Raw genomic sequence first — 23,862 nt, 5'->3', positions numbered from 1 at the left:
CTTGATCTCATCAACGGGGCTGAAGAAAGAAGAGGAAGGAGGCGGCGGCATGTTCATGGATCAAGAAACGGAAGCAGCCTTGCTGTTTACCGCGTGTTGGTCCCGGTTCCAGCCGGTGACCCCGATGGGGCAGGAAGCCAAGCGGACGTGCCGTCCCTTTTTGCCCGGTCAGGAACGGGAATGGCAGCAAACATTGGAGGAACAGGAACGATTGCTGGAAGCGGCAGATGACCAGCGTTGGGCGGATCGGATGGAGGACTGCCTGAAGCGGGTCCCGGACATCCGGATGATCCTTTCCCGGTTAGTACGGGGAGAAGTACCGGGGATTTCCGAGTGGTTCCAGGTGAAGCGGTTCTTGTGGCAATCCCGGAACTTATCGCGCCTGTTGGCGGAGAAGGCACTTCAATCTTTCTTCCCGATCCAACGGGAAAAAGAGTGGGAAACCAAGTTGCGGATCTTAAACCCGGCTCCTGTCCTTACCCCTTCTTTTTCGGTGGATGACTCCTTCGATCTCCGATTAAAAAGGTTACGGAAGCAACAGGCGGCATGGGAGGAAAGGCGGCGGCAGGCAGCGGCAACGGCGGCGGCGGAAGTGGAACGACAAACAGGAATCCGGCGCAATCGGGACGGAGAATGGGTGGTGGACCGCCGTCATCCGATGCTGCCCCATTTAAAGGAAAGGCATGGACTTCGTCTGATGCGGGAAACCCCCTTTGACGCGGTATTTGCTCTTTCCCTCCCGCTGTCGGAGCAAGAAGCGGAAGAACAGGAGCAATTGGCCCGGCAGATTGAAACAGTGGAAGCGGAGGTCCTGAAGCGGTTGGCGGAATCGTTTCATCCATCGCTTTCCGCTTTACAGGAAGCCATCCGTACCTGGTGCCGTCTGGATCTGCAATGGGCCCGCATGCGTGCAGGCCGTCGCTGGCACGGGCGGCGCCCGGTTTACTCTCCCGACAGTTATGAGCTGCGGGGCGGGCGGCATCCGGTGATTGAACAGCGGCTGAAGGAAAAGGATTGTCCGTTTACGCCGCTCGACCTGCATATTTTCCGGGGAGTGACTGTGATTATCGGGCCCAATATGGGCGGAAAAACGGTCGCCTTGCGCACCTTGGGTTTGGTGGCGGCTTTGGGACAGTACGGCTTCTTTGTCCCCTCCGATGAGGCGAGGATGCCGCTGGTCCCCTGGATTACCGCCATTATCGGGGATCATCAGGATGCAGAATCGGGACTGAGCACATTCGGCGCCGAAGTGAAGCGGTTGAGTCGCGTGTGGGATCGGGCTGAACCCGGTTTGCTGTTGATGGACGAAGTGGGCCGGGGGACCAACCCCAGGGAAGGGGCGGCTCTCTCCGCCGCTGTGACAGCACGATTGACCGCCTTCAATCATTGGGTCGTTCACGTCACCCACTACGGCGAGGTGTTATCGGTGCGAGGGATCTATGCATATCGGGTGGCGGGTCTGAAACAACCAGAAGGAACAGGAGAATGGGTGGCCAAAGAGGTGCATCGGTGGATGGATTATCGGCTACTGCCGCTGCAAGAGGGGGAGTCGGTTCCGCGGCAGGCGTTAACGATCGCTGCACAGATGGGGCTGCCGGTGGAAGTGGTGGATGACGCTCGGCGCCGGTTGGATGAGCAATGAGCAGAAAGGGGGAGCGCCATGGAAGGGAAATTGCGTCTCGATCAGAGGAAAATCGCCCGGGCGCGGGAAGCCGCCGCACAAATCGCCTGGGATGTGGATGCTTTTATATCGGAACGGACCACGGTAGCCGTGGAACGGACGGTATTGCGGCTGATGGGGATTGACGGAGTGGATGCGGATCAGGTGCCGCTGCCCAATGTGGTGGTGGACCATGTGGCGGAATCCGGTGAACTGGAGAGCGGTGTGGCGCGGTGGGTAATCAACGGGGTGATCCAACTGAGCAAAACACCTCAAGAAGTAGCGGAGATGGTGGCAGAGGGAGCCATCCGCCTGACCGAACTTCCCCAGGCCGATTTTCGAGAAATCGCCATAAAAGGAAGAGAACTGGCCAGTCGGGGATTGGATCGGATCCGGGACAACCGCAGCCAGCGGGATCAAATGATCCAACGGTTGGGGGAAGGTCCCCGCCCTTACTTGTACGTGATTGTTGCTACGGGTGATATTTATGAAGATGCGGTGCAGGGGAAATCCGCTGCCCGACAGGGGGCCGACATCGTAGCCGTCATTCGCAGCACCGGGCAGAGCTTGATCGATTACGTCCCGTACGGAGCGACGCGGGAAGGGTATGGCGGTACCTACGCCACCCAGGAAAACTTCCGTATCATGCGCAGAGCCCTCGACGAAGTCGGTGAGGAAGAAGGGCGGTATATCCGGCTGTGCAATTATTGTTCCGGGCTCTGCATGCCGGAGATTGCGGCGATGGGGGGGCTGGAGCGGCTGGATGTGATGCTCAACGATGCGCTGTACGGGATTTTGTTCCGGGATATCAACATGCAGCGCACCTTGATCGACCAGGCATTTTCCCGGATGATCAATGCCTATGCCGGGATCATGATCAATACCGGCGAGGACAATTACCTGACGACAGCGGATGCGGTGGCTTCCGCCCACACGGTGTTGGCGTCCCAGTTTATCAATGAACAGTTTGCTCTGCTGGCGGGCCTTCCCCCGGCACAGATGGGACTGGGGCATGCTTTTGAAATAAATCCCGACTTGGAAGACGGCTTGCTGCTGGAACTCGCCCAAGCCCAGATGGCACGCCAGATTTTCCCCGATGCGCCGCTGAAATACATGCCGCCGACCAAACACATGACAGGAAACATTTTCAAAGGGCATATCCAGGATGCCATGTTCAACCTGGTCAGCATTCTCACCAACCAAGGGGTGCAACTGCTCGGGATGATGACGGAGGCGATGCATACGCCCCACATCCATGACCGGAAACTAGCCATTGAAAATGCCCAGTATATCTTTAACAATGCCCGCCACCTGGGAGAAGAAATCATGTACCGTCCAGGCGGCCGCGTGGAGCGGAGGGCGCAGGAAGTGCTGGACCAGGCGGTGGATATGTTGGAAGAAGTGAAGCGGATCGGACTTTTTGCCGCCTTGGAACAAGGGATGCTGGCGGATGTGAAGCGCGGTTTGGAAAGCGGAAAAGGCCTCTCCGGCGTCGTGCACAAAGGGGAAACCTATTACAACCCCTTTGAGGAAGAGCTGCGGGAGCGTCTCCAACTTCCCCAGAGGGAGGGAGCGGTTCATGACAGTGGACTACTCGCGAATTAAGCCCTATGGAGATACCATGAACGACGGGGCGGTCCAGGTCAGCTTCTCCTTGCCGGTGCCCTGCGGGGAGGAAGCGCGGGAAGCTGCCCGTCAGCTGGCGGCCCTTATGGGGCTGGAGGAACCGCAAGTGTACCATATGGCCGACCTCGGCGAAAGCTTCACGTATTTCATCGTTTATGGCAAGTGCCGGCATACCGTCGATTTCTCCACCATCCGTGTCCCCAAGGTGGATTCCGCTAAAATGGATTTCTATCAAATCAACCAGTTTATCCGGGAACGGATCGGACGCAAGGTGGTCGTCATCGGAGCATGTACCGGAACGGATGCCCATACGGTCGGGATTGACGCCATCATGAACATGAAGGGATACAACGGGGAATACGGATTGGAACGGTATCCGGAGATCGATGCCTACAACTTGGGCAGCCAGGTTCTCAACGAAGAGATGCTGGCCAAAGCACTGGAGCTGAATGCCGATGCCCTCCTCGTTTCCCAGGTGGTAACCCAAAAAGGGGTCCATATCGCCAATTTGACGGAACTGGTGGAGATGGCGGAAGCCGAAGGGATTCGGGACCGTTTGATCCTGGTTTGCGGCGGTCCCCGCATCAATCACGAAATGGCTTTGGAACTGGGATATGACGCCGGTTTCGGACCGGGTTCCCTGGCGCCGGACGTGGCTTCTTTTGTGGTTCAGGAGTTGGAGCGCAGGCAGAAAACGAGGTGAACTCGGAAGACCCATGTGGTAATGATCGCATACGGGGCAAGGTGGGCATCATCCACCTGGATGCCCATTATGACAACCAGCCCAGCTTTAACGGCGAGGAATACGCCCGCTGTACTCCTTTTGCCCGCCTGTATGAGACGGAAGGGGTGGGGATCCACGGTCCGCGGAACGCCCCGAACAGCGCCGGCTGGCCGATGAGGCGGGGGCGGTCACGATCACGATCCGGGACATCCGCGAGTACGGCGACCTGAAAGGGGTGGCGCGCAAAGCCCACCGCATCGCCTTCAGTGGGACGGAAGCCGTTTACAGAAACTGCCGACTAAAAGCCCACGATTTTAATCGTGGGATGAAAGGGGCGTTGCTCGGTATCCCCCTTGTGGGGATGCTTAGAGAAACAATTTTTTAAATATTCGTTTCAGTTAATACATTATACTGATACAATGAAGATATGGGACAAGGGTACAGCATATACATTGCGTAAAGCTCATTCTCGTAAGAATACTTGCCCGTTCTTTCGGGACCGCCGGCTGCAAATCCAATGATTTGTTGAAGGGGGTCTTCCGCTATGAAAGTGATCATTTTCCTATTTTTAACAAATGCATTCCATTTCGCTTCTTGTTTATCGTAAGAAAGGCTGTCTAGAAAATCATTCGGGATCATCCCTTTATAGGTACTTCTCCAACTATTAACCTGAACTTTAGCGATACCGGGTGTATCACCGGAAGTTGCTTTTCGAATTATCATGGACTCTCCCCCATGGATACCACCATCACTCTGAGTTCAATAACCATTCGTGAAAGACCTGAAATATCCCTTTCTTAAAGAACGAGCTCTGGAAAGACGGTAGGCGCATCAAAATGGAAAAAGAAAATGGGATCCATGGCCTTTCCACAAATATCTGAATGAATGACCACTCATTTTATGCTACAATAGGGATCAAAGTGAGGGAACCTTCAGAAAAGATCAAACGAACAGGGTTCTGGACATCCGACGGAGAATAGGATACCAGATGAAAGCGCTGTCCTTTCTCCGACTGTGATTGCTGAAATGATGGAAAAGGAGTGGAAGGCCGTGTCCGTATGGCAAGTCGTGAATCTCATCCTGTTTTTGGCCGCCGCCGGATACGCGGTTTATCTGTTCGGGCGGGTGGTGTATTCCCGATACACCTATGTGAAACTGGGAAAACCCGCGGACTTGAGCAAGGATCTAAAAGCCCGGGTCAATGAAGTGATGGTCAATGTGTTTGGGCAGAAGAAGCTGTTAAAGGATAAAAAAAGCGGGATCATGCACGTGGTAATGTTTTACGGCTTTATCATCATTCAATTCGGAGCGATCGATCTCTTTATCAAAGGGTTGGCTCCGGGAAGCCATCTGCCGGTGCCCGCTTATCCGGTGTTTACCTTGTTGCAGGAAATTACCGTAACGGCAGTGCTGCTGGCGACCGCTTATGCGTATTACCGCCGGTTTGTAGAGAAGCTGCCCCGGTTGAAACGCGGTTTTAAGGCGGGATTGGTCGTCATTTTTCTGTCGGTGTTGATGACTTCCATCCTCTTCTCCACCGCCTTTGAGCACATCTGGGGCGCGCACGAAGCGGTTCCCGCCTGGGCGACGCCGGTTTCCAGCTTGTTGGCTTTGCCGTTCAGCTGGATGTCTCCGGATGCGGCGATGGTTATGTTTTACGTGTTTTGGTGGATTCACGCCATCGATCTGTTCATGTTTATGGTGTACGTGCCGCAGTCGAAGCACTTTCACCTCCTGGTGGCTCCGATCAATGTCTTTTTGAAAAGGCAAGGGCCGCCGGCCAAGCTCAAACCCATTGATTTTGAAGATGAGTCCTTGACGGAATACGGTGTCGGAAAAATCGAGAACTTCAATCAAAAGCAGCTGATCGATCTGTATGCCTGCGTGGAGTGCGGACGCTGTACCAGCGTGTGTCCCGCTGCCGGTACCGGAAAGATGTTATCGCCGATGGACCTGCTGGTGAAAATGCGGGACCACCTGACGGAAAAAGGGGCCGCCATCACCTCCCGCAGCCCGTGGATGCCGGCTTTTGCCTTCAGCGGGGCCAATGCGGCGTCAGAAGTGGCGGTGACGAAAGAAGAGGACGGGACCTACAACTACCCGGTTCAGCTGATCGGCGACGTGATTACCGAAGAGGAGCTGTGGGCTTGTACCACTTGTCGCAACTGTGAAGATGCCTGTCCGGTGTCCAACGAACATGTGGACAAAATCATCGACATGCGCCGCCACCTGGTGTTAACCCAAGGGAAGATGGAGGGGGAGGCCACCCGTACTTTCCAAAACATCGAGCGTCAGGGCAATCCCTGGGGGATCAGCCGCAAAGAGCGGGACAAATGGCGCGAAGGGCTGGATGACGAGGTGAAGGTGCCCACGGTGAAAGAGGAGAAAGATTTCGAGTATCTTCTTTTCGTCGGGTCGATGGGTTCCTACGACAACCGCAGTCAGAAAATCACCCGGGCATTGGCCCAGCTCCTGAACCATGCCGGCGTCAAATTCGCCATCTTGGGCAACAAGGAGAAAAACTCCGGGGATACCGCCCGCCGCATGGGGAATGAGTTCCTGTTCCAGCAGTTGGCGATGGATAATATCGCCCAGTTCCAAAAGTATAACGTGAAGAAGATCGTCACCATCGATCCTCACGCTTTCAACGTGTTTAAAAATGAGTACCCGGACATGGGGCTGGAAGATGTGGAAGTGTACCACCATACACAGCTGTTGGCCAAACTGGTGAAGGAAGGACGGATTACTCCGACCAAGGAAGTGAAGGAACGGGTCACTTATCATGACTCTTGTTATCTGGGCAGGTACAATGACGAGTACGATGCTCCCCGTTTCATCCTGCAGTCGATTCCCGGCATCGAACTGGTGGAGATGGACCGCAACCGGGAGAACGGGATGTGCTGCGGTGCTGGCGGCGGGATGATGTGGCTGGAAGAGCAGTCCGGGGTACGGGTGAACGTAGCCCGGACGGAGCAGGCCTTGGCTGTAAGTCCGAGCTTGATCGGAAGCGCTTGCCCGTACTGCTTGACCATGCTGAGTGATGGAACCAAAGCCAAAGAAGTGGAAGACGACGTAAAAACGATGGATGTGGCCGAAGTACTGGCGATGTCCGTGGATTTCAACAGCCAGTCGGAAACGGCGGCTGGCGTTCACTGAGCATTACCAAAACGTTGCTCCCCCCATGTGGAGAAGGTCTCTCCTGTGGGGGCTTCTTTTGTATTTAGGCCGATCGGTCTATTTTCCTTGGAATGCGGAAAACGCATTGAATCCCTTTCTCAGTGTGTGCTACTGTTGGATGGGGTGTACTCGTCACCCGGATTCCGCCCGGAGGTTTCCTTCCTTTTTTCCACGTTTTTAGTGATTTTCTTCTTTTCCCCATGCCTAGCTTGTCCGTATCAAGCGGGTATTTTTACCGGCCCACACGTTCATATATATCAATCAATCCAGCATAGGGGCGATACATCATGAGAGACTGCTATGAAGTGCTGGGTATTGGCCGGGATGCGTCACCGGATGAAGTGAAAAAAGCCTACCGAAAGTTGGTGCGCCAATATCATCCGGACGTAAACCAGTCTCCCGAAGCGGAGGAGAAACTGAAAGAAGTGCGTGCCGCGTACAAGGAGTACCTAAGCCAAACCCAGCCGGGAATGCTGATGGTGATGGATGAGGAAATGGCTGACAGCGATACTTCCTTTGATCCCGCCCAATTTTTTCACGGGAACAAGGGCAAGGGAAGCAGCGCTTACGAAGAAGAGATTCATGTCGATCCGTTTGAACAAGAGGAAACCGCTGAAACGATGGGAGACTCATCGGCCGGAGATCCTGCCGGGAGCTGGGATTGGGAAAAAGGAGAGAAACACCGGAAAGCGGAATTCCAGGCGGAATCGACGGAAACCTCCCCCTGGGGAGAACCGGTATGGATCAAAAGTGACGGTGCACGCGACAACGTCACACCTTTCGAAGACCGCGATATTCCGGTAGAGGAAGGATCACCCAAACGCCGCTCGGGATTTTGGACGGTTGCATTTTTTCTATTATTGGCAATATTTTCGGGGTGGGGAGCTTATCAATGGCTTTTTCCGTCGGATCAACTGATTTTGACGGATGGACAACGCGAGTGGATATTGAATCTCGATGACGTCGGATACGACGGGAACAATCCACAGACGATCGACCGGTTGCAATTAAACCAATGGTTGAATCAGGTGCGAGTACAAGTGGACAAGCCTGCACAAGATGCAAAAATGCCTCGCTTGGGTGACCCGATTCAGCCGGCCAAACCGGGAAAAGTAATGGATGTAACCCTCATTCAAGAAAAGTGGGTGCCCCAAGTCGCCCGCATTGCCAACAAGCCGCAGCGCATCCCGATGAAGGCCGATCGCCCGAATGTGACGGAGACCGATTTGAAACAGGTGGGGCAAAAGAAAATCAGCTCTTATACCACTTATTTTTCGTCTGATAATGCCCCCCGGGTCCACAATATCCGTTTGTCCGCCCAAGCATTGGACAAACGGGTCGTCAATCCGGGTGAAGTGTTCTCCTTTAATAAGACCGTAGGGAAGCGCTCCACCGCCAAAGGCTATCAAAAAGTGGATCGGTTGGTGGTCGGGGAATACAGTGACGGAGTGGGCGATGGCGTATCCCAAACCGCATCCACCCTTTTCAACAGTGTGGACGAGGCCGGACTCCAAGTGGTTTCCCGCTATGCGTACAGCAAACAAACCACCTATGTGCCCGAAAAACGGGATGCCGCTGTCGGCTGGAAGACGCCGGATTTTCAATTCCGCAATACATTGAAGGAGCCGATTCTCATCGAGGCCGAGGCGGGCGACCGATCGCTGACCGTCGCCATCTACTCCACGCCGGAAGCCCAACCGGTGACCAAACAGATTCCGGATGCACCCCAGGATGTGAAGGAAGAAGCGGGTGACTCGTCCGGGGCAACCGAAGAGCAATCCTCCGAGCCTGTGGATCATGGAGACACGGGGGCAGGAAGCCTATCCGGCAGCACAGGAGGGAGTAGCTCCAGCGGTACTGCCGGCGGGGAGGAAACCGGCGGCAGCAGTACAGGCGGCGAAACGACCGGTTCCAGCACCGGATCAGACAAACCGGATGAACAGACCTCAGGCGGAAGCACTTCGACCACCGGCGGGAGCACAGGATCTGCCAGCGACAGCGGTTCCACTACCGGTGGGAGTACGGGTAGCGACAGTACCACAGGTGACCCGAGCGGCACCGGGGACACAACCGGCAGCGATCAGACCAGTGGCGACGATTCCTCAACGAGCGATTCGACGACCGGGGGCAGTACCGCGGACAGTGCCAGCAGCGATACAGGTACAGCCGATGCCGCTGATGGAGATACCACCGGAACGGCCCATATATATTGGATATAAGAGCAATGCTGAAGCCCAGAGGTTAATGACAAAGTCCTGCGCCAAAAGGCGACAGGGCTTTGTTTCTTCCAGAAACAGAGAAAAATAAGTTTATAATATAACTGCGTGCTAAGAGGCTTCACAACAAGCGAAAGCGCTTTCCTCCCTGTTACATGCCCATCCAAGCACTGGATAGTTAACGCTGAAAACCCTTGTCATATCCGGGGTGAGCGGCGCTTTTACGATTGGTAGCCCTCTTAGATCAACAACGTTTCAAACTCGATCCGATGTACATAAAATGAGCGATCCTGACATGGTAGGAGAGGTATTTTCATAATTATACGATTTCCGGGCCATGCGGGTACAACTTCAAAGGATTTTCCGTTGTTATGGATTCCTGGGGGAATCCCTTGCTTGGAAACCGGATCAAAAATGTGAAAGCAGACGATGTATTGTTGACTTGATCGGACAGATGCATTTCTGATCGGTTCCGTCTTTACGACGGGACCAAAGAGGCCGTACAGGCTGTGGTATCCAGGATCGCGTGAGCCTTTATGCAATTAATGGATCATTCTAATCGGAAAGATTGGTATTTATCATACTTCCGAAGAAGTAGGAAATTCATAGTCGTTCCGTTCTATCGAGAAGGAGGACAATACGCAGGATGGTGGTCTTGATGGGGAGGATGTACTGCGAGAAGATGTTTTTGCAAAGGTTTTAAGGGGGACACATTGCATGATTGGATGACGGTAAGGGGAAAAGAGCGTGCCGGGAGTATGCCCGGGGCGCTTGGCAAACCGACGGCCTAACCTGAACACAGTAAGCTGTACCTATGGAGGCTATCAATGTGGAATGGATTGTTGGATGTTTAGGGGTGCTATCTACACTGGCCGGTGTTTTCGTCGGGGTGCGCGTTGCCGCGGTGGAACAGCGAAAAACGGAAGAGTACAAACGAAAAAAAGAAGCATTGGAAACGTTGTTTGAATTGTTGGTTCGCTGTATGAAACGTTCCTTTGCACCTGCGGAGGACTGGTACCGTGTACGGGCGGAATTGCAGCGGCTGGCTCGGGAAAAGAAAGCATTGGAACAGCGGGGCCTGGTGCCGGTGACAGAGGATGGGAAGGAAGGAGAGACCGACGCTTCCCCCGCTTTGGAAGAGCAGGAAGCGCGGATTCCTTTTTTACCTGACGGGAAAATGCTGGAGGAAGCCAAGCAACAGTTCGAGTATTGCGCCATGCGCGGGCATTTGAAACGAAAAAAAGAAATATACCAAGTGCTTCAACTGCTGGATCGGTATCGCCTGGGCGGACTGACGGATCCTCTGCAAGTGTTCGATGTGTACGGAGAGACGATGGAAAAGGTCCTATGGGAAAATCGGCCCGCTTATTCGCCGGAAGAGGTGAAGTGGGCCAAAGAACGGATGAAACAAGCGATCTATACCGTTAGACAGGAGATCGTGGAGTTGGAAGAGGAGTACCGTCCAGTATGGCCGCGAAAAAACCGACAACCCTTTTGAATCGAGGTACTCTGCCTGATCTTTCCTCTGTCAAGTAGACAAATAAAAAACAAGCTACTTTATGTTATAAACCACCTGAGCCCTTGGAGAACGAGACTCAGGTGGTTTATACGTGTTTGAAGTTCTGGGTCTTTCATCATCCGGTTCGCCCGCTTATCGCCGGGTGTTACTCCCTTAAACAATAGCCACTTTCTCCGGTAAGTAGGAAAAGCGGCGAATTTAAATACCATATATTTCAATGTAATGGTATACATCCAAATACATAAAATGTTCTTGCCATTCTGTTGATTGCAAGGTACGCTAATAGTTGAAGGCGCTTTCATTTTTTTTGCAAAAAAACTGAACGAGCGCTCGGTAGGAATCCGGGTAACGGCGGAGGTGCAACCACGTGAGCGAGACAGTGATTTTGGGAGGGGCGCGGACGCCCTTCGGCAAGTTTGGCGGCGGTTTGAAGGATTTGTCTGCGGCGGATTTGGGCGGGATTGCCATCCGCGCCGCGTTGGATCGTTCCGGTGTATCGGATGACCAGGTGCAGGAAGTGATCATGGGAATGGTGCTCCAGGGAGGAGCCGGCCAAATCCCTTCCCGGCAGGCAGCCCGGAAAGCGGGATTGCCCTGGGAAGTGCAGACGGAGACCATCAACAAGGTGTGTGCCTCCGGGATGCGGAGTGCGACGCTGGCGGATCAGGTGATCCAATCCGGGGGTGCCGATGTGGTAGTAGCTGGCGGAATGGAGAGCATGTCCAATGCTCCCTATATCCTAAAAAACGCTCGCTGGGGCCAGCGGATGGGCGATGGCCAGATGACGGACTTGATGATCCACGACGGTTTGTGGTGTGCTTTTGACGGTGTTCATATGGTGGTTCACGGAAGCAATACGGCAGCGGAGTACGGCGTTACCCGGGAAGAGCAGGACCGGTGGGCGCTGCGTAGTCATGAGCGGGCCATTGCTGCCATCGAATCCGGCAGGTTAGCGGAAGAAATCGTGCCTGTCACGGTCCGAGGGCGCAAAGGGGAGACGGTGGTGGATACGGATGAAGCCCCCAGGAAGGATACCAGCTATGACAAGCTGAGCACTTTGAAGCCGGTTTTCCTCAAAGACGGTACCATCACAGCCGGGAATGCACCGGGCGTGAACGACGGGGCTTGCGCGATGGTGCTCGCTTCGGCGGAGAAAGCCCGGGAGTTGGAAGTACTGCCCTTGGCACGGATCATCGGCCATGCGGCGATCGGTTTGGAAGCGAAGCATTTTCCGGTCACCCCGGCCTATGCGATTCAGAAATTGCTGAAAGAACAGGGATTGACCCTGGATCAGATCGATCTGTTTGAAGTAAATGAGGCGTTTGCTGCGGTCGCACTGTCCAATGGAAAAATCCTCGGATGGGATCCGGAGAAGGTGAATGTGAACGGTGGGGCTGTGGCCCTGGGACATCCCATCGGGGCCAGCGGTGCCCGTATCCTTCTCACCTTGGTGCATGAGCTGCGCCGCCGCGGCGGCGGTTTGGGGATTGCCGCCATTTGCAGCGGAGCTGCTCAGGGGGATGCCGTACTGGTACGCGTGGACTGATTTTGAAAGGAGGTGTGTCATGAGTATTCAACGATTTACTGTGATCGGTGCCGGCCAGATGGGAAGCGGGATTGCCCAGGTGGCGGCCCAGTCCGGTTTCGAGGTGCGGCTGCACGATGTGAAAGAAGAGCTGATCCGCAAAGGGCTGGCAGGGATCGAGAAGAATTTGAACCGCCAGGTCAGCAAGGAGCGGATCAGCGAAGCCGACAGGGACGGCGTTCTCAGCAGAATTCAACCGGCGGTAACGCTGGAGGAAGCGGCAAATGAGGCGGATATCGTCGTGGAGGCCGTGGTGGAAAACATGGAGGTGAAAACCTCGCTGTTCCGCCGATTGGATGGGATGTGCCCGACTCATGCGATTTTGGCCAGCAACACGTCCTCCCTGCCGATCACGGAGATTGCCGCGGCCACCCAACGGCCGGAGCAAGTAATCGGGATGCATTTTATGAATCCCGTACCCGTGATGAAGTTGGTGGAAGTGATCCGGGGTCTTGCAACCAGCGATGCCGTTTACAAGACGGTGGAAGAGTTGGCCCGCGCGATGGGCAAAACACCGGTGGAAGTGAACGATTTCCCCGGGTTTGTGTCCAACCGGGTGTTGATGCCGATGATTAACGAAGCCATCTACACCGTGTATGAGGGAGTGGCCACTCCGGAGGCGGTGGACGAAGTAATGAAGCTGGGAATGAACCACCCGATGGGTCCCCTGACGCTTGCTGATTTTATCGGGTTGGACACTTGCTTGTACATTATGGAGACCCTCTATGAAGGCTTCGGCGATTCCAAATACCGTCCGTGCCCACTGTTGCGTAAATACGTAAAAGCGGGATGGCTGGGCAAAAAGAGCGGCCGGGGCTTCTACGTCTACGAAAAATAAAAAAAAAAGCGGCGCTAATTTGTGCCGATTGGAGAGAAACCTGCATTTGTACGGAAGCCATAGAAAGAGAAAAAATTCCGATGATCCGAAAAGATACGAAGAGAGTGGGAATCCAAAAGAGTGACCCCCGGATCATCGGTAGCTATCCTCTTGCCCTGTGTTTTGAACGTGGCGGGTTTGTTTTTCCAGCGAGCCTATTTGCCATCGCCAAAGGGCGAGAGGGAAAAACACCGCCATAAACAAGAGAGAGAAGGACGGCAGCAGGAGGAGTGGAGAGATGAACTTTCGACTGACGGAAGAACAGGAGATGATGCGGAGGATGGTCCGGGATTTTTCCCGGACGGAAATTCCTCCCTTCTTGGAAGAAATGAACGAGCGGGATCGGTTCCCTCGGGAAATCATCCACAAAATGGGGGAACTGGGCTTGATGGGGATTCCGGTGCCTGAGGAATGGGGAGGAGCCGGCGGGGATTTCTTGTCCTATATCTTGGCGTTGGAGGAAATCTCCAAGGTGAGCGCCACCGTGGGAGTGATCCTGGCGGTGCATACTTCCGTAGGAACCTTCCCGATTCTGCGTTACGGAACAGAGGCACAAAAACAAAAATATGTGCCCAAACTGGCAAGCGGGACGTACTTGGCTGCTTTTGCCCTGACGGAACCCCATGCCGGTTCCGATGCGTCGCGGATTCGGACAATAGCCAAGCGGGACGGGGACAAATACCTCCTCAACGGCAGCAAAATGTTTATCACCAATGCGGGAGAGGCGGACATCTACGTCGCTTTTGCTGTGACGGATCCGGCGAAAGGGTCTAGGGGAATCTCCGCCTTTATCGTAGAGAAGGATACCCCCGGTCTGCATATCGGAAAAAAAGAGAAAAAAATGGGGTTGGGGGGATCCAGCACCTGTGAGCTGATCTTCGAGGGAGCGGAAGTACCGGCGGAAAATCTGCTGGGGGCAGAAGGACAGGGGTACGAAATCGCCTTGTCCAATCTGGCCGGCGGCCGTATCGGCATAGCCGCCCAGGCTTTGGGGATTGCTGCAGGTGCACTGGAACACGCTCGGAACTATGCCCGGGAACGGCATCAGTTCGGAAAGCCCATCGCTAAGCTGCAAGCGATCCAGTTCAAACTGGCGGATATGGCGACCCAGGTGGAAGCAGCCCGGCTGCTGGTCTACCGGGCGGCACACATGCGCCAGGAGGGCCACTCTTGCCGGAAAGAAGCGGCTATGGCCAAGATGGTCGCTTCGGATACGGCGATGAAGGTGGCGACGGAGGCCGTGCAGATCTTTGGAGGTTACGGCTATACTCGGGAGTATCCGGTGGAACGCCTGTTTCGGGATGCCAAGGTGACCCAGATTTACGAAGGGACCAACGAAATCCAGCGGATCGTGATTGCCCAGGAAATGCTGGATAGTTGAGACGGGTGGGTTGACCATTCAGCCATGGATCGACCTTGAGGGATTGGGCCTAAGGCGTGTCCGGTAATTCAAGCTTCTTCGATAAATGGGGAGGGTCGGTGTAATCGGCGAAGATCCTTTGCACTCACAGAGTACAAGTCTCGCCAAGGTCGCTCCGCTCCCTGGTCTTGCTATGCGCTTTTAGTAAGAGATCGGAGACACCGGACCGGACTCCCTGTAACAAATGATCAGATACGCCCTAGTGGAGGTCACGGGTAGCTGAGGTTTTGGGGTGTGACGACACTGAAGATGTCGCAACCGGCACCACGGGTGCGGCGCAACGTTTCCAAATGAGATCCTTTAACAGAAGGGCAAGAGAGAGGAAAATAGCGCCAAACCCTGGGACTGTGATAAAGAGAGGAGCGGTTACACCATGAACTTTCGCCTGAGCGAAGAACATGAGATGATGCGCAAGATGGTCCGGGACTTTGCGGAAAAAGAAGTGGCTCCGACTGCGGCGGAGCGGGATGAAAAGGAAGTCTTCGATCGGTCCATCTTCGATAAAATGGGAGAGCTGGGGATGACCGGGATTCCCTGGCCGGAGGAAGAAGGCGGCGTCGGTTCGGACTATCTGAGCTACGTCATCGCAGTGGAAGAGTTGTCCCGGGTGTGTGCCTCCACGGGGGTGACGTTGTCTGCCCATGTCTCCTTGGCGGGATGGCCGATCCATAAATTTGGCTCACCCGAACAAAAAGAAAGGTTTTTGAAGCCGATGGCGGAAGGGAAGAAGATGGGCGCTTACGGGCTGACGGAACCGGGTTCCGGTTCAGATGCTGCCGGAATGAAGACGACAGCTGTGCGGGATGGGGATTCCTATGTGCTGAACGGTAACAAAATTTTCATTACCAACGGCGGGGAAGCGGAGATTTACGTCGTCTTTGCCGTTACCGATCCGGGGAAAAAGCATCACGGGGTGACCGCTTTCATCGTGGAAAAAGACACACCGGGCTTTTCGATCGGCAAGAAGGAGAAAAAACTGGGCATCCGTTCTTCTCCGACCACGGAGATCATTTTTGAAGATTGCCGGGTGCCGGTTGAAAACCGTCTCGGTGAAGAAGGACAGGGATTCAAGATTGCGATGATGACCCTGGACGGCGGGCGCAACGGAATTGCTGCCCAAGCAGTAGGGATCGCCCAGGGAGCTTTGGATGCGGCTCGTCAGTATGCCAAGGACCGTCACCAGTTCGGAAAGCCCATCGCCAAGCTGCAAGCGATCCAGTTTAAACTGGCGGATATGGCGACCCAGGTGGAAGCAGCCCGTTTGCTGACCTATCAAGCGGCCTGGCTGGAGTCCAACGGCCTGCCCTATGGAAAAGCGTCAGCGATGGCCAAACTGTACGCCGGGGATGCGGCGATGAATGTCACCACCGAGGCGGTGCAAATCTTCGGCGGTTACGGCTATACCAGGGAATACCCCGTGGAACGCATGATGCGGGATGCCAAAATTACGCAGATCTATGAGGGGACCAACGAGATCCAACGCCTCGTCATCGCCAACCACCTCCTGAAAGAGAAAGAAACGGTCAAGAGCTGAAACATCACCCTGTTTCTTTTGCACGCGAATCAGAAGGGGATGCGATTACCTTAAACAGATGGAGCCGCATACAGCACCCGATACATGCTCAACGAGAGGGGGGGGACCATGGAATCATGGGTGGAAGCCATTCGCCGGGGTGAGCGCCGACGGATCGCTCGCGCCATTTCGTTGATCGAGAGCGCCAGGGAGGAAGACCGTTCCGATAAAGAAGCCTTGTTGGAAGCCCTTTATCCACATACGGGGAACGCTTGGCTGGTGGGAATCACCGGCTCGCCCGGCGCGGGGAAAAGCTCCCTGGTGGATCAGTTGGTCCAGCATGTCCGCCAGGCGGGCTGGACTGTGGGTATTCTTGCAGTGGATCCCACCAGCCCCTTTACCGGCGGTGCGTTACTGGGGGATCGGGTGCGGATGACCCGCCATGCACTGGATGACGGAGTCTTCATCCGCAGCATGGGTTCCCGGGGCAGCCTGGGCGGGCTTGCCCGTGCCGCCAAAGAAGCCGCCCGGGTGCTGGATGCCGCCGGATTTGATCTGGTGCTGGTGGAAACGGTGGGAGTTGGCCAGTCGGAAATCGATGTGATGCATACCGTAGATACCGTCGCTTTGGTATTGACGCCCGGCAGCGGAGATGCCGTACAGGTATTCAAAGCGGGCATCATGGAGATCGCCGATGTGTTTGTAGTCAACAAAGCGGACCTCCAAGGGGCGCAGAAATTGTTGCGGGAAGTGGAAGATCTGCTTCACGTGATCGAGGGACAATCCAGCTGGCTCCCCCCTGTGTTGACCACCGTGAGCAAGAACGGACAGGGGATCGGGTGTCTGTGGCAAGAGCTTTGTCGCCACCGGGATTTTTTGAAGCAGAGCGGGGAGTGGGAGGCGCAGCGCCAATACCGTTTGCTCCAGGAGGTTCGCGAGATGTTGGAGTCCCGGTTGCGGATGCGGCTGCTGGAGCGGATGGCCGCTCCCGATTTGCAGACAGATCTGGAACAGGTACGGGAGCGGAAGATGGCCCCCCATCAGGCGGTTAATAAGTGGTTGGATACGGTTTTTAAAGGGGGAGGATCCGTTTGAGCCGGCGTGTAAAGTCGATCCCGTCCATGGTGAAAAATCCCCGGCTCGTGGAACGGCGGAGACGGCAGATTGTGTTGGGAGCCTGCCGCCTGTTTATCGAGAAGGGGTTTCATAAAACTACCACCCGGGAGATTGCCAAAGCCTGCGGACTCAGTATCGGCACCATGTACGAGTATATTCAGAGCAAAGAAGATGTTTTGTATCTGGTGTGCGAGTACATCCACGATGAGCTGGAATCCCGGTTGAAAGAGGCCGTGGTGGATACGGATTCCGGAAGAGAAAGTTTGGCCAAAGCGGTCGCCCAGCATTTCCGCGTCATGGGTGAAATGAGTGATTACGTCCTTTTCATCTACCAGGAGACCAAATCCCTGCCGCAGGAAGCGATGCGGTACGTTCTCTCCAAAGAGGAAGAGATCACCGGCATCTTTGAGAAGATTCTGTGCAAAGGAATCCGGGACGGTACGCTGCGGTTGGATCCCTCGGCTGCCAAACTGATGGCCCACAACATCATGGTGATGGGCCAGATGTGGACCTTCCGCCGGTGGGCGCTCGCCAAACAATACAGCCTGGAGGAGTATACTCGGTATCAAACCGCTTGGTTGTTGCATGATTTGACAACGGAGGATACGGGAGGGAGAGAGAATGGATAAGGAAGTGTACCATCCCAAGCACCCGGTGCGCTTCGTGACGGCCGCCAGTCTGTTTGATGGGCATGATGCCTCGATCAACTTGTTCCGCCGCCTGTTGCAGGCGAGCGGGGTGGAAGTGATCCATCTGGGACACGACCGTTCGGTTGATTTGATCGTGGAGGCGGCCATTCAGGAGGATGTGCAGGGGATTGCCGTTTCATCCTATCAAGGCGGTCATATGGAGTTTTTCAAATATATGATCGACCGGCTGAAAGAAAAGGGAGCCGGCCATATCCGGGTGTTCGCCGGGGGCGGCGGGGTGATCGTTCCCCGGGAAATAAGGGAGCTGGAAGCTTACGGGGTGGCCAAAGTCTTTTCTCCGGAAGACGGCCGGCGTCTGGGGCTGCAAGGGATCATTAATCATATGGTCCAAGCCTGTGATTTCCCGACGGTGGAAAAGGTGACCTGGGAGCTGGACAAATTGGCCGAAGGGGATAGCCGTGCGATCGCCCGGCTGATTACCGTCGCGGAAAAAGGAGCGGCCGGGGAAGGGGCGCAGGAAGCTTCTGCCTCCCTGTTCACGGCGTTAGCGGAATCGGATCAGACGGAGCGTACCGTGCCTGTCGTCGGTTTAACTGGAACCGGGGGAGCGGGGAAGAGCTCCCTGACCGATGAGTTGGTCCGCCGTTTTCTGGAGGATTTTCCGGAGAAAAAAGTGGCGGTCCTCTCCATCGATCCTTCCAAGCAAAAAACCGGCGGGGCCTTACTGGGGGATCGGATCCGGATGAACGCCGTCCACCATCCCCGGGTATACATGCGCAGCCTGGCTACCCGCCGCACGCGGTCGGAGCTTTCCGGCGCGACAAAGGATGCCATCGCCGTGATGAAAAAAGCCGGGTATGACCTGGTGATCGTCGAAACCAGCGGGATTGGGCAGGGAGACGCCGATGTGGTGGAGGTCTGCGATTTCTCGATTTATGTGATGACCTCCGAGTTTGGGGCGCCTTCTCAGCTGGAAAAGATTGAGATGCTGGACTACGCCGACATGGTGGCTATCAACAAGTTTGACCGCAAGGGTTCTCAGGATGCCCTGCGGGACGTGAAAAAACAATACCGGCGAAACCACCAGCTCTTTGATGCAGCGGAAGAGGAGATTCCCGTTTTCGGCACCATGGCTAGCCGTTTCAATGATCCGGGAACCAACCGGTTTTACCGAGCCCTGATCGACCGACTCTCCGACAAGCTGAATCTAGGGTGGGAGTCGAGTATGGATGTGGAAGGGGAGCAGGTGGAAGTCCGTTCTATCATTCCGCCGGAGCGAACCCATTATCTCTGGGAGATCGCCAATACCGTGCGCCAATACCGCAAATATGTGCAAGAGCAGTCGGAAGCCGCACGGAAGCTGTTCCAGCTGGACGGAACACGGCAGCTCCTGGAGCAGGAATCCGATACCCCCGACGAGCTGGAAGTATTGGAGCAGACACGGAGGAAAATCGAGGCGAAGCTGGATTCGGAAAGCAAACAGCTGCTGGAAGAATGGCCAAAATTGAAAGAAGCTTACCGTCAGGATGAGCTGGTGGTCAAAGTGCGGGACAAGGAGATCCGTACGCCCCTCTTTACAGAAACACTCTCCGGCAACAAGATTCCCAAGGTGGCTCTACCCCGTTATCAAGACTGGGGTGAAATCCTGCGCTGGTGTTTGATGGAGAACGTCCCTGGGCGTTTCCCCTATACCGCCGGGGTATTTCCGCTGAAACGGGGAGACGAAGATCCCAAGCGCATGTTTGCCGGGGAAGGGACACCGGAGCGGACGAACCGCCGTTTCCATTATCTGTCCAAAGAAGAGCCAGCCAAGCGGCTGTCCACGGCTTTTGACAGTGTCACTCTCTATGGCCGGGACCCGGATACGCGGCCCGACATCTACGGGAAGGTGGGCGAGAGCGGGGTCAGCATCTGCACGTTGGAAGACATGAAAAAGCTGTACGCCGGATTTGATCTGTGTGCTCCCAATACCAGCGTTTCCATGACCATCAACGGGCCGGCCCCGATCATTTTGGCCATGTTCCTCAATACCGCCATCGATCAGCAAATGGATCGGTTCAGGGAAAGAGAGGGTCGGGAGCCGTCGCGGGAGGAAGAGGAAACCATTCGGGCCGACGCCTTGCGCCGGGTGCGGGGCACGGTGCAGGCGGATATTCTGAAAGAGGATCAGGGGCAGAATACCTGCATTTTCTCTACGGAATTTGCGCTGAAGATGATGGGCGATATCCAGGAGTACTTCATCCAAAACCAGGTGCGCAACTATTACTCTGTCAGCATCAGCGGCTACCACATCGCCGAAGCGGGAGCCAATCCCATCTCCCAGCTGGCCTTTACCTTGGCCAACGCCTTCACCTATGTGGAGTATTATCTAAGCCGCGGCATGGATGTGGACGACTTCGCGCCCAACCTATCCTTTTTCTTCAGCAACGGACTGGACGCGGAATACAGTGTGATCGGGCGGGTGGCCCGCCGCATCTGGGCAGTGGTGATGAAAAAGCTGTACGGCGCCAATGAACGGAGCCAAAAGCTGAAATATCACATCCAAACGTCGGGCCGGAGCCTCCACGCCCAGGAAGTGGACTTCAACGATATCCGTACCACGTTGCAGGCATTGATGGCGATTTACGACCAGTGCAACTCCCTTCATACCAATGCCTATGATGAAGCGATCACCACTCCGACGGAGGAATCCGTGCGCAGGGCGATGGCGATCCAGCTGATTATCACCAAGGAGCTGGGCCTGGCCAAGAATGAAAACCCCCTGCAGGGCGCCTTTATCATTGAGGAGCTGACTGATCTGGTGGAGGAAGCGGTGCTGGCGGAATTTGAGCGGATCAGCGAACGGGGCGGCGTGCTGGGGGCGATGGAAACCCAGTACCAGCGTGGTAAAATCCAGGAGGAATCCCTGTACTACGAAACCAAAAAGCACTCCGGAGAACTGCCCATCATCGGGGTAAACACTTTCCTGAATTCCCGGGCCGAGGAAAAGGAATACGAGCTGGAACTGACTCGGGCCACACCGGGAGAGAAGCGGGCCCAGATCCAAAACCTTCGCGATTTCCAGGAGCGAAACCGCGAGCAAGCGCAGAAAGCCTTGGCTCGTTTAAAGCAGGTCGCTCGGGAGAACGGCAACATCTTTGCTGAGTTGATGGAAACGGTGCGATACTGCAGTCTTGGTCAAATCACCGATGCGCTGTTTGAAGTGGGCGGGCAGTACCGGCGGAATATGTAAAGGAAGGGGGAGCAGACAATAGCCGCGGCAGCTTTCACTGGGAATTCCCCGCTGCCCATCGGGTCTATTGTTGACTTCCCCTTTTTTTTGGATAAAATAGACGTACGAAATCAATATGGACGAATAGGCCCACGAGGCTATTCCATATGGAAGGATGTGCCCGCAATGCCTCAAAATCTGGCTGAACAGTTTTCCCCTGAGGAAATCCGGGAGACCGCCATGGTGGATTTGGCTTTTCATATATTGAAGGAAAAAGGCGAACCGATGCAATACCGGAACATAATGGAAGAGGTAGCCCGTCTGAAAGGATTTACCGACGCAGAGATCCAGCATTATATTGCCCAACTGTACACCGAGATCAATATTGACGGCCGTTTTGTCTGTGTAGGCAAAGGCACCTGGGGCTTGAAGAGCTGGTACCCCACCGAACAGGCATCGGATTCCGCCGTGGCGCAAAATGTGAGAGACGACTATTTGGATGAGGATTTGGAAGAAGAAGAGCTGTTTGAAGATGACGCTAATTTCTCCGAAGAGAGCGAAGACGGCGAAGAAAGCTATGAAGAAGACTTCAACGGCTTTGAAAATGACGAGGATGTGGACGAACCGGAAGATGAGGAAGACTGATCTTGACAAACGGAGAGCCCGAGGATAAACTATTCCTTGGGCTAATTGTAGTTGATTCGGACAAGATTGTTCTCAGACAAGATTGTCTTCAGTTGAATAGTCTTTTCTAACCATAAAAGAAAAGTGCCCCCTTATTAGGGAGGCGCTTTTTCTAATTGGATTGAAAATGGGAAACATACATCTAGGAGGGGCGAGCCATGACCAAATTTATCTTTGTTACCGGCGGTGTCGTATCGTCCTTGGGGAAAGGAATCACGGCGGCTTCCCTGGGACGGCTGTTGAAAAATCGCGGCTTGTCGGTTACCATCCAAAAATTTGATCCATATATCAATGTGGACCCCGGCACGATGAGTCCATATCAGCATGGGGAAGTATTTGTCACGGATGATGGTGCGGAGACCGACCTGGACTTAGGCCATTACGAGCGGTTCATCGATATTAACTTGTCCAAGAACAGCAACGTAACCACAGGGAAAGTGTATTCCGCCGTCATCAACAAGGAGCGGCGCGGGGATTATCTCGGCGGTACCGTTCAAGTGATCCCCCACATCACCAATGAAATCAAGGACCGGGTCTTCCGGGCTGCCCGAGAAACCCATGCCGACGTGGTGATTACGGAAATCGGGGGTACCGTCGGCGACATTGAAAGCCTGCCGTTCCTGGAAGCGATCCGGCAGATCAAGAGCGATGTGGGCAGGGAGCATGTGATGTACATCCACTGCACACTGATCCCTGAGCTTTCCGCCACGGGTGAACTGAAGACCAAACCGACCCAGCACAGTGTCAAAGAGCTCCGTAGCATCGGGATTCAACCCAACGTGATCGTCTGTCGGACCGAACGGCCTTTGTCCGAAGAGATGAAGCAAAAGCTGGCTCTTTTCTGCGACATTGACCGGGAGGCTGTGATCGAAGCCCGGGATGCGGAAACCTTGTATGAAGTTCCGCTGATGATGCGGGATGAAGGGTTGGATGAAATCGTCGTCAAACATCTGGGCTTGGAGTGCGGCGAGGCCCGGATGGATGAATGGATTGCTCTGGTGGACAAAGTGAAAAACCTCAGCCACACCGTTAAAATTGCGATTGTCGGCAAATACGTGGCCTTGCGGGATGCCTACATGAGTGTGATGGAAGCACTCAACCATGCCGGCTTCGCCAATGATACGGAAGTGGACTTTCTCTGGGTCAATTCGGAGGATGTTCGGGAAGACAATGTGGATGAGCTTTTGAAGGATGCCGACGGCATTTTGGTGCCGGGAGGATTTGGCGATCGGGGTATCGAAGGCAAGATTACGGCCATTCGCTATGCCCGGGAAAAACAAATCCCTCTCCTGGGAATCTGCCTGGGTATGCAGCTTGCCTGTGTCGAAGGGGCCCGCAATGTTTTGGGGTTGGAAGGGGCCAACAGCTCCGAGATCGATCCGGAGACTCCCTATCCGCTGATCGACCTCCTGCCGGAACAGAAGGATATCGAGGACTTGGGCGGTACCATGCGTTTGGGTCTGTATCCTTGCAAACTGGAGCCGGGCACCAAAGCCCATGAAGCGTACCAGGACGATCTGGTCTACGAACGGCATCGCCACCGTTACGAATTTAACAATGAATATCGAGAACAAATGGCGGAAGCGGGATACGTCTTTTCCGGCACTTCCCCCGATGGACGTTTGGTGGAAATCGTGGAGCTGAAAAACCACCCCTGGTTTGTCTGCAGTCAGTTCCACCCGGAATTCACTTCCCGTCCCAACCGTCCGCAACCGCTGTTCCTTCACTTTGTGGCCGCCTCATTGAAAGCGAAGGTGGATGCCAGCCGGGTGTAACAGCCGACGGAGAATTCTCCGTCGGCTTTTTTATGGGGGCAGTGCAGGGAAAAAAATATCGAAATACGAATACATATAGGTAGATCCACTTTAGCGGATTGGCAGGTTT

General features: G+C 54.8%; 17 protein-coding genes. 16 read left to right on the top strand and 1 reads right to left on the bottom strand.

Features of this window, described 5'->3' with window-relative positions; translation table 11 throughout:
* Nucleotides 1-49 precede the first annotated feature (49 nt).
* Genes kamC through IEW70_RS17700 form a run of 4 tightly spaced genes read left to right on the top strand, consistent with a single transcriptional unit; the run spans nucleotide 50 to nucleotide 4,240 of the window.
* Entirely contained in the window at nucleotides 50-1,642 is a 1,593-nt protein-coding gene (gene kamC / locus IEW70_RS01670; RefSeq protein WP_188646186.1) for a lysine 5,6-aminomutase reactivase ATPase KamC, read from the top strand.
* An 18-nt stretch (nucleotides 1,643-1,660) separates the two neighbouring features.
* Nucleotides 1,661-3,265 carry a lysine 5,6-aminomutase subunit alpha gene (gene kamD / locus IEW70_RS01665; protein ID WP_188646185.1) on the top strand — a complete coding sequence of 535 codons (1,605 nt, stop codon included), beginning with the start codon at nucleotides 1,661-1,663 and terminating at the stop codon, nucleotides 3,263-3,265.
* Nucleotides 3,240-3,989 carry a lysine 5,6-aminomutase subunit beta gene (gene kamE / locus IEW70_RS01660; RefSeq protein ID WP_188646184.1) on the top strand — a complete coding sequence of 250 codons (750 nt, stop codon included), beginning with the start codon at nucleotides 3,240-3,242 and terminating at the stop codon, nucleotides 3,987-3,989. Before kamD ends, kamE begins: the two co-directional genes overlap by 26 nt.
* Nucleotides 3,986-4,240 carry an arginase family protein gene (locus IEW70_RS17700; RefSeq protein ID WP_373285889.1) on the top strand — a complete coding sequence of 85 codons (255 nt, stop codon included), beginning with the start codon at nucleotides 3,986-3,988 and terminating at the stop codon, nucleotides 4,238-4,240. The genes kamE and IEW70_RS17700 overlap by 4 nt, the downstream gene beginning before the upstream one ends.
* Nucleotides 4,241-4,391: 151 nt before the next feature.
* Here the strand turns inward: IEW70_RS17700 and IEW70_RS01650 are convergent, their stop codons facing one another.
* Nucleotides 4,392-4,733, bottom strand: coding sequence for a GNAT family N-acetyltransferase (locus tag IEW70_RS01650; protein WP_188646183.1), 342 nt, complete (start codon nucleotides 4,731-4,733; stop codon nucleotides 4,392-4,394).
* Between the two features lie 306 nt (nucleotides 4,734-5,039).
* Here IEW70_RS01650 and IEW70_RS01645 point away from each other — a divergent pair, with 306 nt between their 5' ends.
* From IEW70_RS01645 to pyrG, 12 genes are all read left to right on the top strand, one after another.
* Nucleotides 5,040-7,166, top strand: coding sequence for a (Fe-S)-binding protein (locus IEW70_RS01645; protein ID WP_373285897.1), 2,127 nt, complete (start codon nucleotides 5,040-5,042; stop codon nucleotides 7,164-7,166).
* A gap of 308 nt (nucleotides 7,167-7,474) precedes the next feature.
* Nucleotides 7,475-9,406: a VanW family protein gene (locus IEW70_RS18250; protein ID WP_188646181.1), complete on the top strand. Its 1,932-nt coding sequence runs from the start codon at nucleotides 7,475-7,477 to the stop codon at nucleotides 9,404-9,406.
* Nucleotides 9,407-10,232: 826 nt separating this feature from the next.
* Nucleotides 10,233-10,901, top strand: coding sequence for a hypothetical protein (locus IEW70_RS01635; RefSeq protein ID WP_188646180.1), 669 nt, complete (start codon nucleotides 10,233-10,235; stop codon nucleotides 10,899-10,901).
* A 388-nt stretch (nucleotides 10,902-11,289) separates the two neighbouring features.
* Nucleotides 11,290-12,468 (top strand): acetyl-CoA C-acetyltransferase, encoded by a 1,179-nt coding sequence (locus IEW70_RS01630; protein WP_188646179.1) that lies wholly within the window; start codon nucleotides 11,290-11,292, stop codon nucleotides 12,466-12,468.
* 19 nt (nucleotides 12,469-12,487) lie between these two features.
* The gene (locus IEW70_RS01625) at nucleotides 12,488-13,345 is read left to right on the top strand and encodes a 3-hydroxybutyryl-CoA dehydrogenase (protein WP_188646178.1); all 858 of its coding nucleotides are present in this window, start codon (nucleotides 12,488-12,490) and stop codon (nucleotides 13,343-13,345) included.
* A gap of 277 nt (nucleotides 13,346-13,622) precedes the next feature.
* Nucleotides 13,623-14,765, top strand: a complete 1,143-nt coding sequence (locus IEW70_RS01620) for an acyl-CoA dehydrogenase (protein WP_188646177.1) — start codon at nucleotides 13,623-13,625, stop codon at nucleotides 14,763-14,765.
* Nucleotides 14,766-15,177: 412 nt separating this feature from the next.
* On the top strand, nucleotides 15,178-16,338 hold the full coding sequence (locus IEW70_RS01615; RefSeq protein ID WP_188646176.1) for an acyl-CoA dehydrogenase: 1,161 nt from the start codon (nucleotides 15,178-15,180) through the stop codon (nucleotides 16,336-16,338).
* Between the two features lie 108 nt (nucleotides 16,339-16,446).
* Nucleotides 16,447-17,412, top strand: coding sequence for a methylmalonyl Co-A mutase-associated GTPase MeaB (gene meaB / locus IEW70_RS01610; RefSeq protein ID WP_188646175.1), 966 nt, complete (start codon nucleotides 16,447-16,449; stop codon nucleotides 17,410-17,412).
* Nucleotides 17,409-18,062 (top strand): TetR/AcrR family transcriptional regulator, encoded by a 654-nt coding sequence (locus IEW70_RS01605; RefSeq protein ID WP_188646174.1) that lies wholly within the window; start codon nucleotides 17,409-17,411, stop codon nucleotides 18,060-18,062. Before meaB ends, IEW70_RS01605 begins: the two co-directional genes overlap by 4 nt.
* Entirely contained in the window at nucleotides 18,055-21,315 is a 3,261-nt protein-coding gene (gene icmF, locus IEW70_RS01600; protein ID WP_188646173.1) for a fused isobutyryl-CoA mutase/GTPase IcmF, read from the top strand. The genes IEW70_RS01605 and icmF overlap by 8 nt, the downstream gene beginning before the upstream one ends.
* 165 nt (nucleotides 21,316-21,480) lie before the next feature.
* Nucleotides 21,481-21,939, top strand: coding sequence for a DNA-directed RNA polymerase subunit delta (gene rpoE, locus IEW70_RS01595; protein ID WP_188646172.1), 459 nt, complete (start codon nucleotides 21,481-21,483; stop codon nucleotides 21,937-21,939).
* A 197-nt stretch (nucleotides 21,940-22,136) separates the two neighbouring features.
* A complete protein-coding gene (gene pyrG, locus IEW70_RS01590) occupies nucleotides 22,137-23,753 on the top strand; it encodes a CTP synthase (protein ID WP_188646171.1) in 1,617 nt (538 codons plus the stop codon).
* The last annotated feature ends 109 nt before the right edge of the window (nucleotides 23,754-23,862 follow it).

The organism is Marinithermofilum abyssi, assembly GCF_014641195.1.
In the GTDB taxonomy this organism is placed as follows: domain Bacteria; phylum Bacillota; class Bacilli; order Thermoactinomycetales; family DSM-45169; genus Marinithermofilum; species Marinithermofilum abyssi.
Note: the sequence above shows the minus strand (reverse complement) of the source record. Positions and strands in the feature narration are given on the sequence as shown.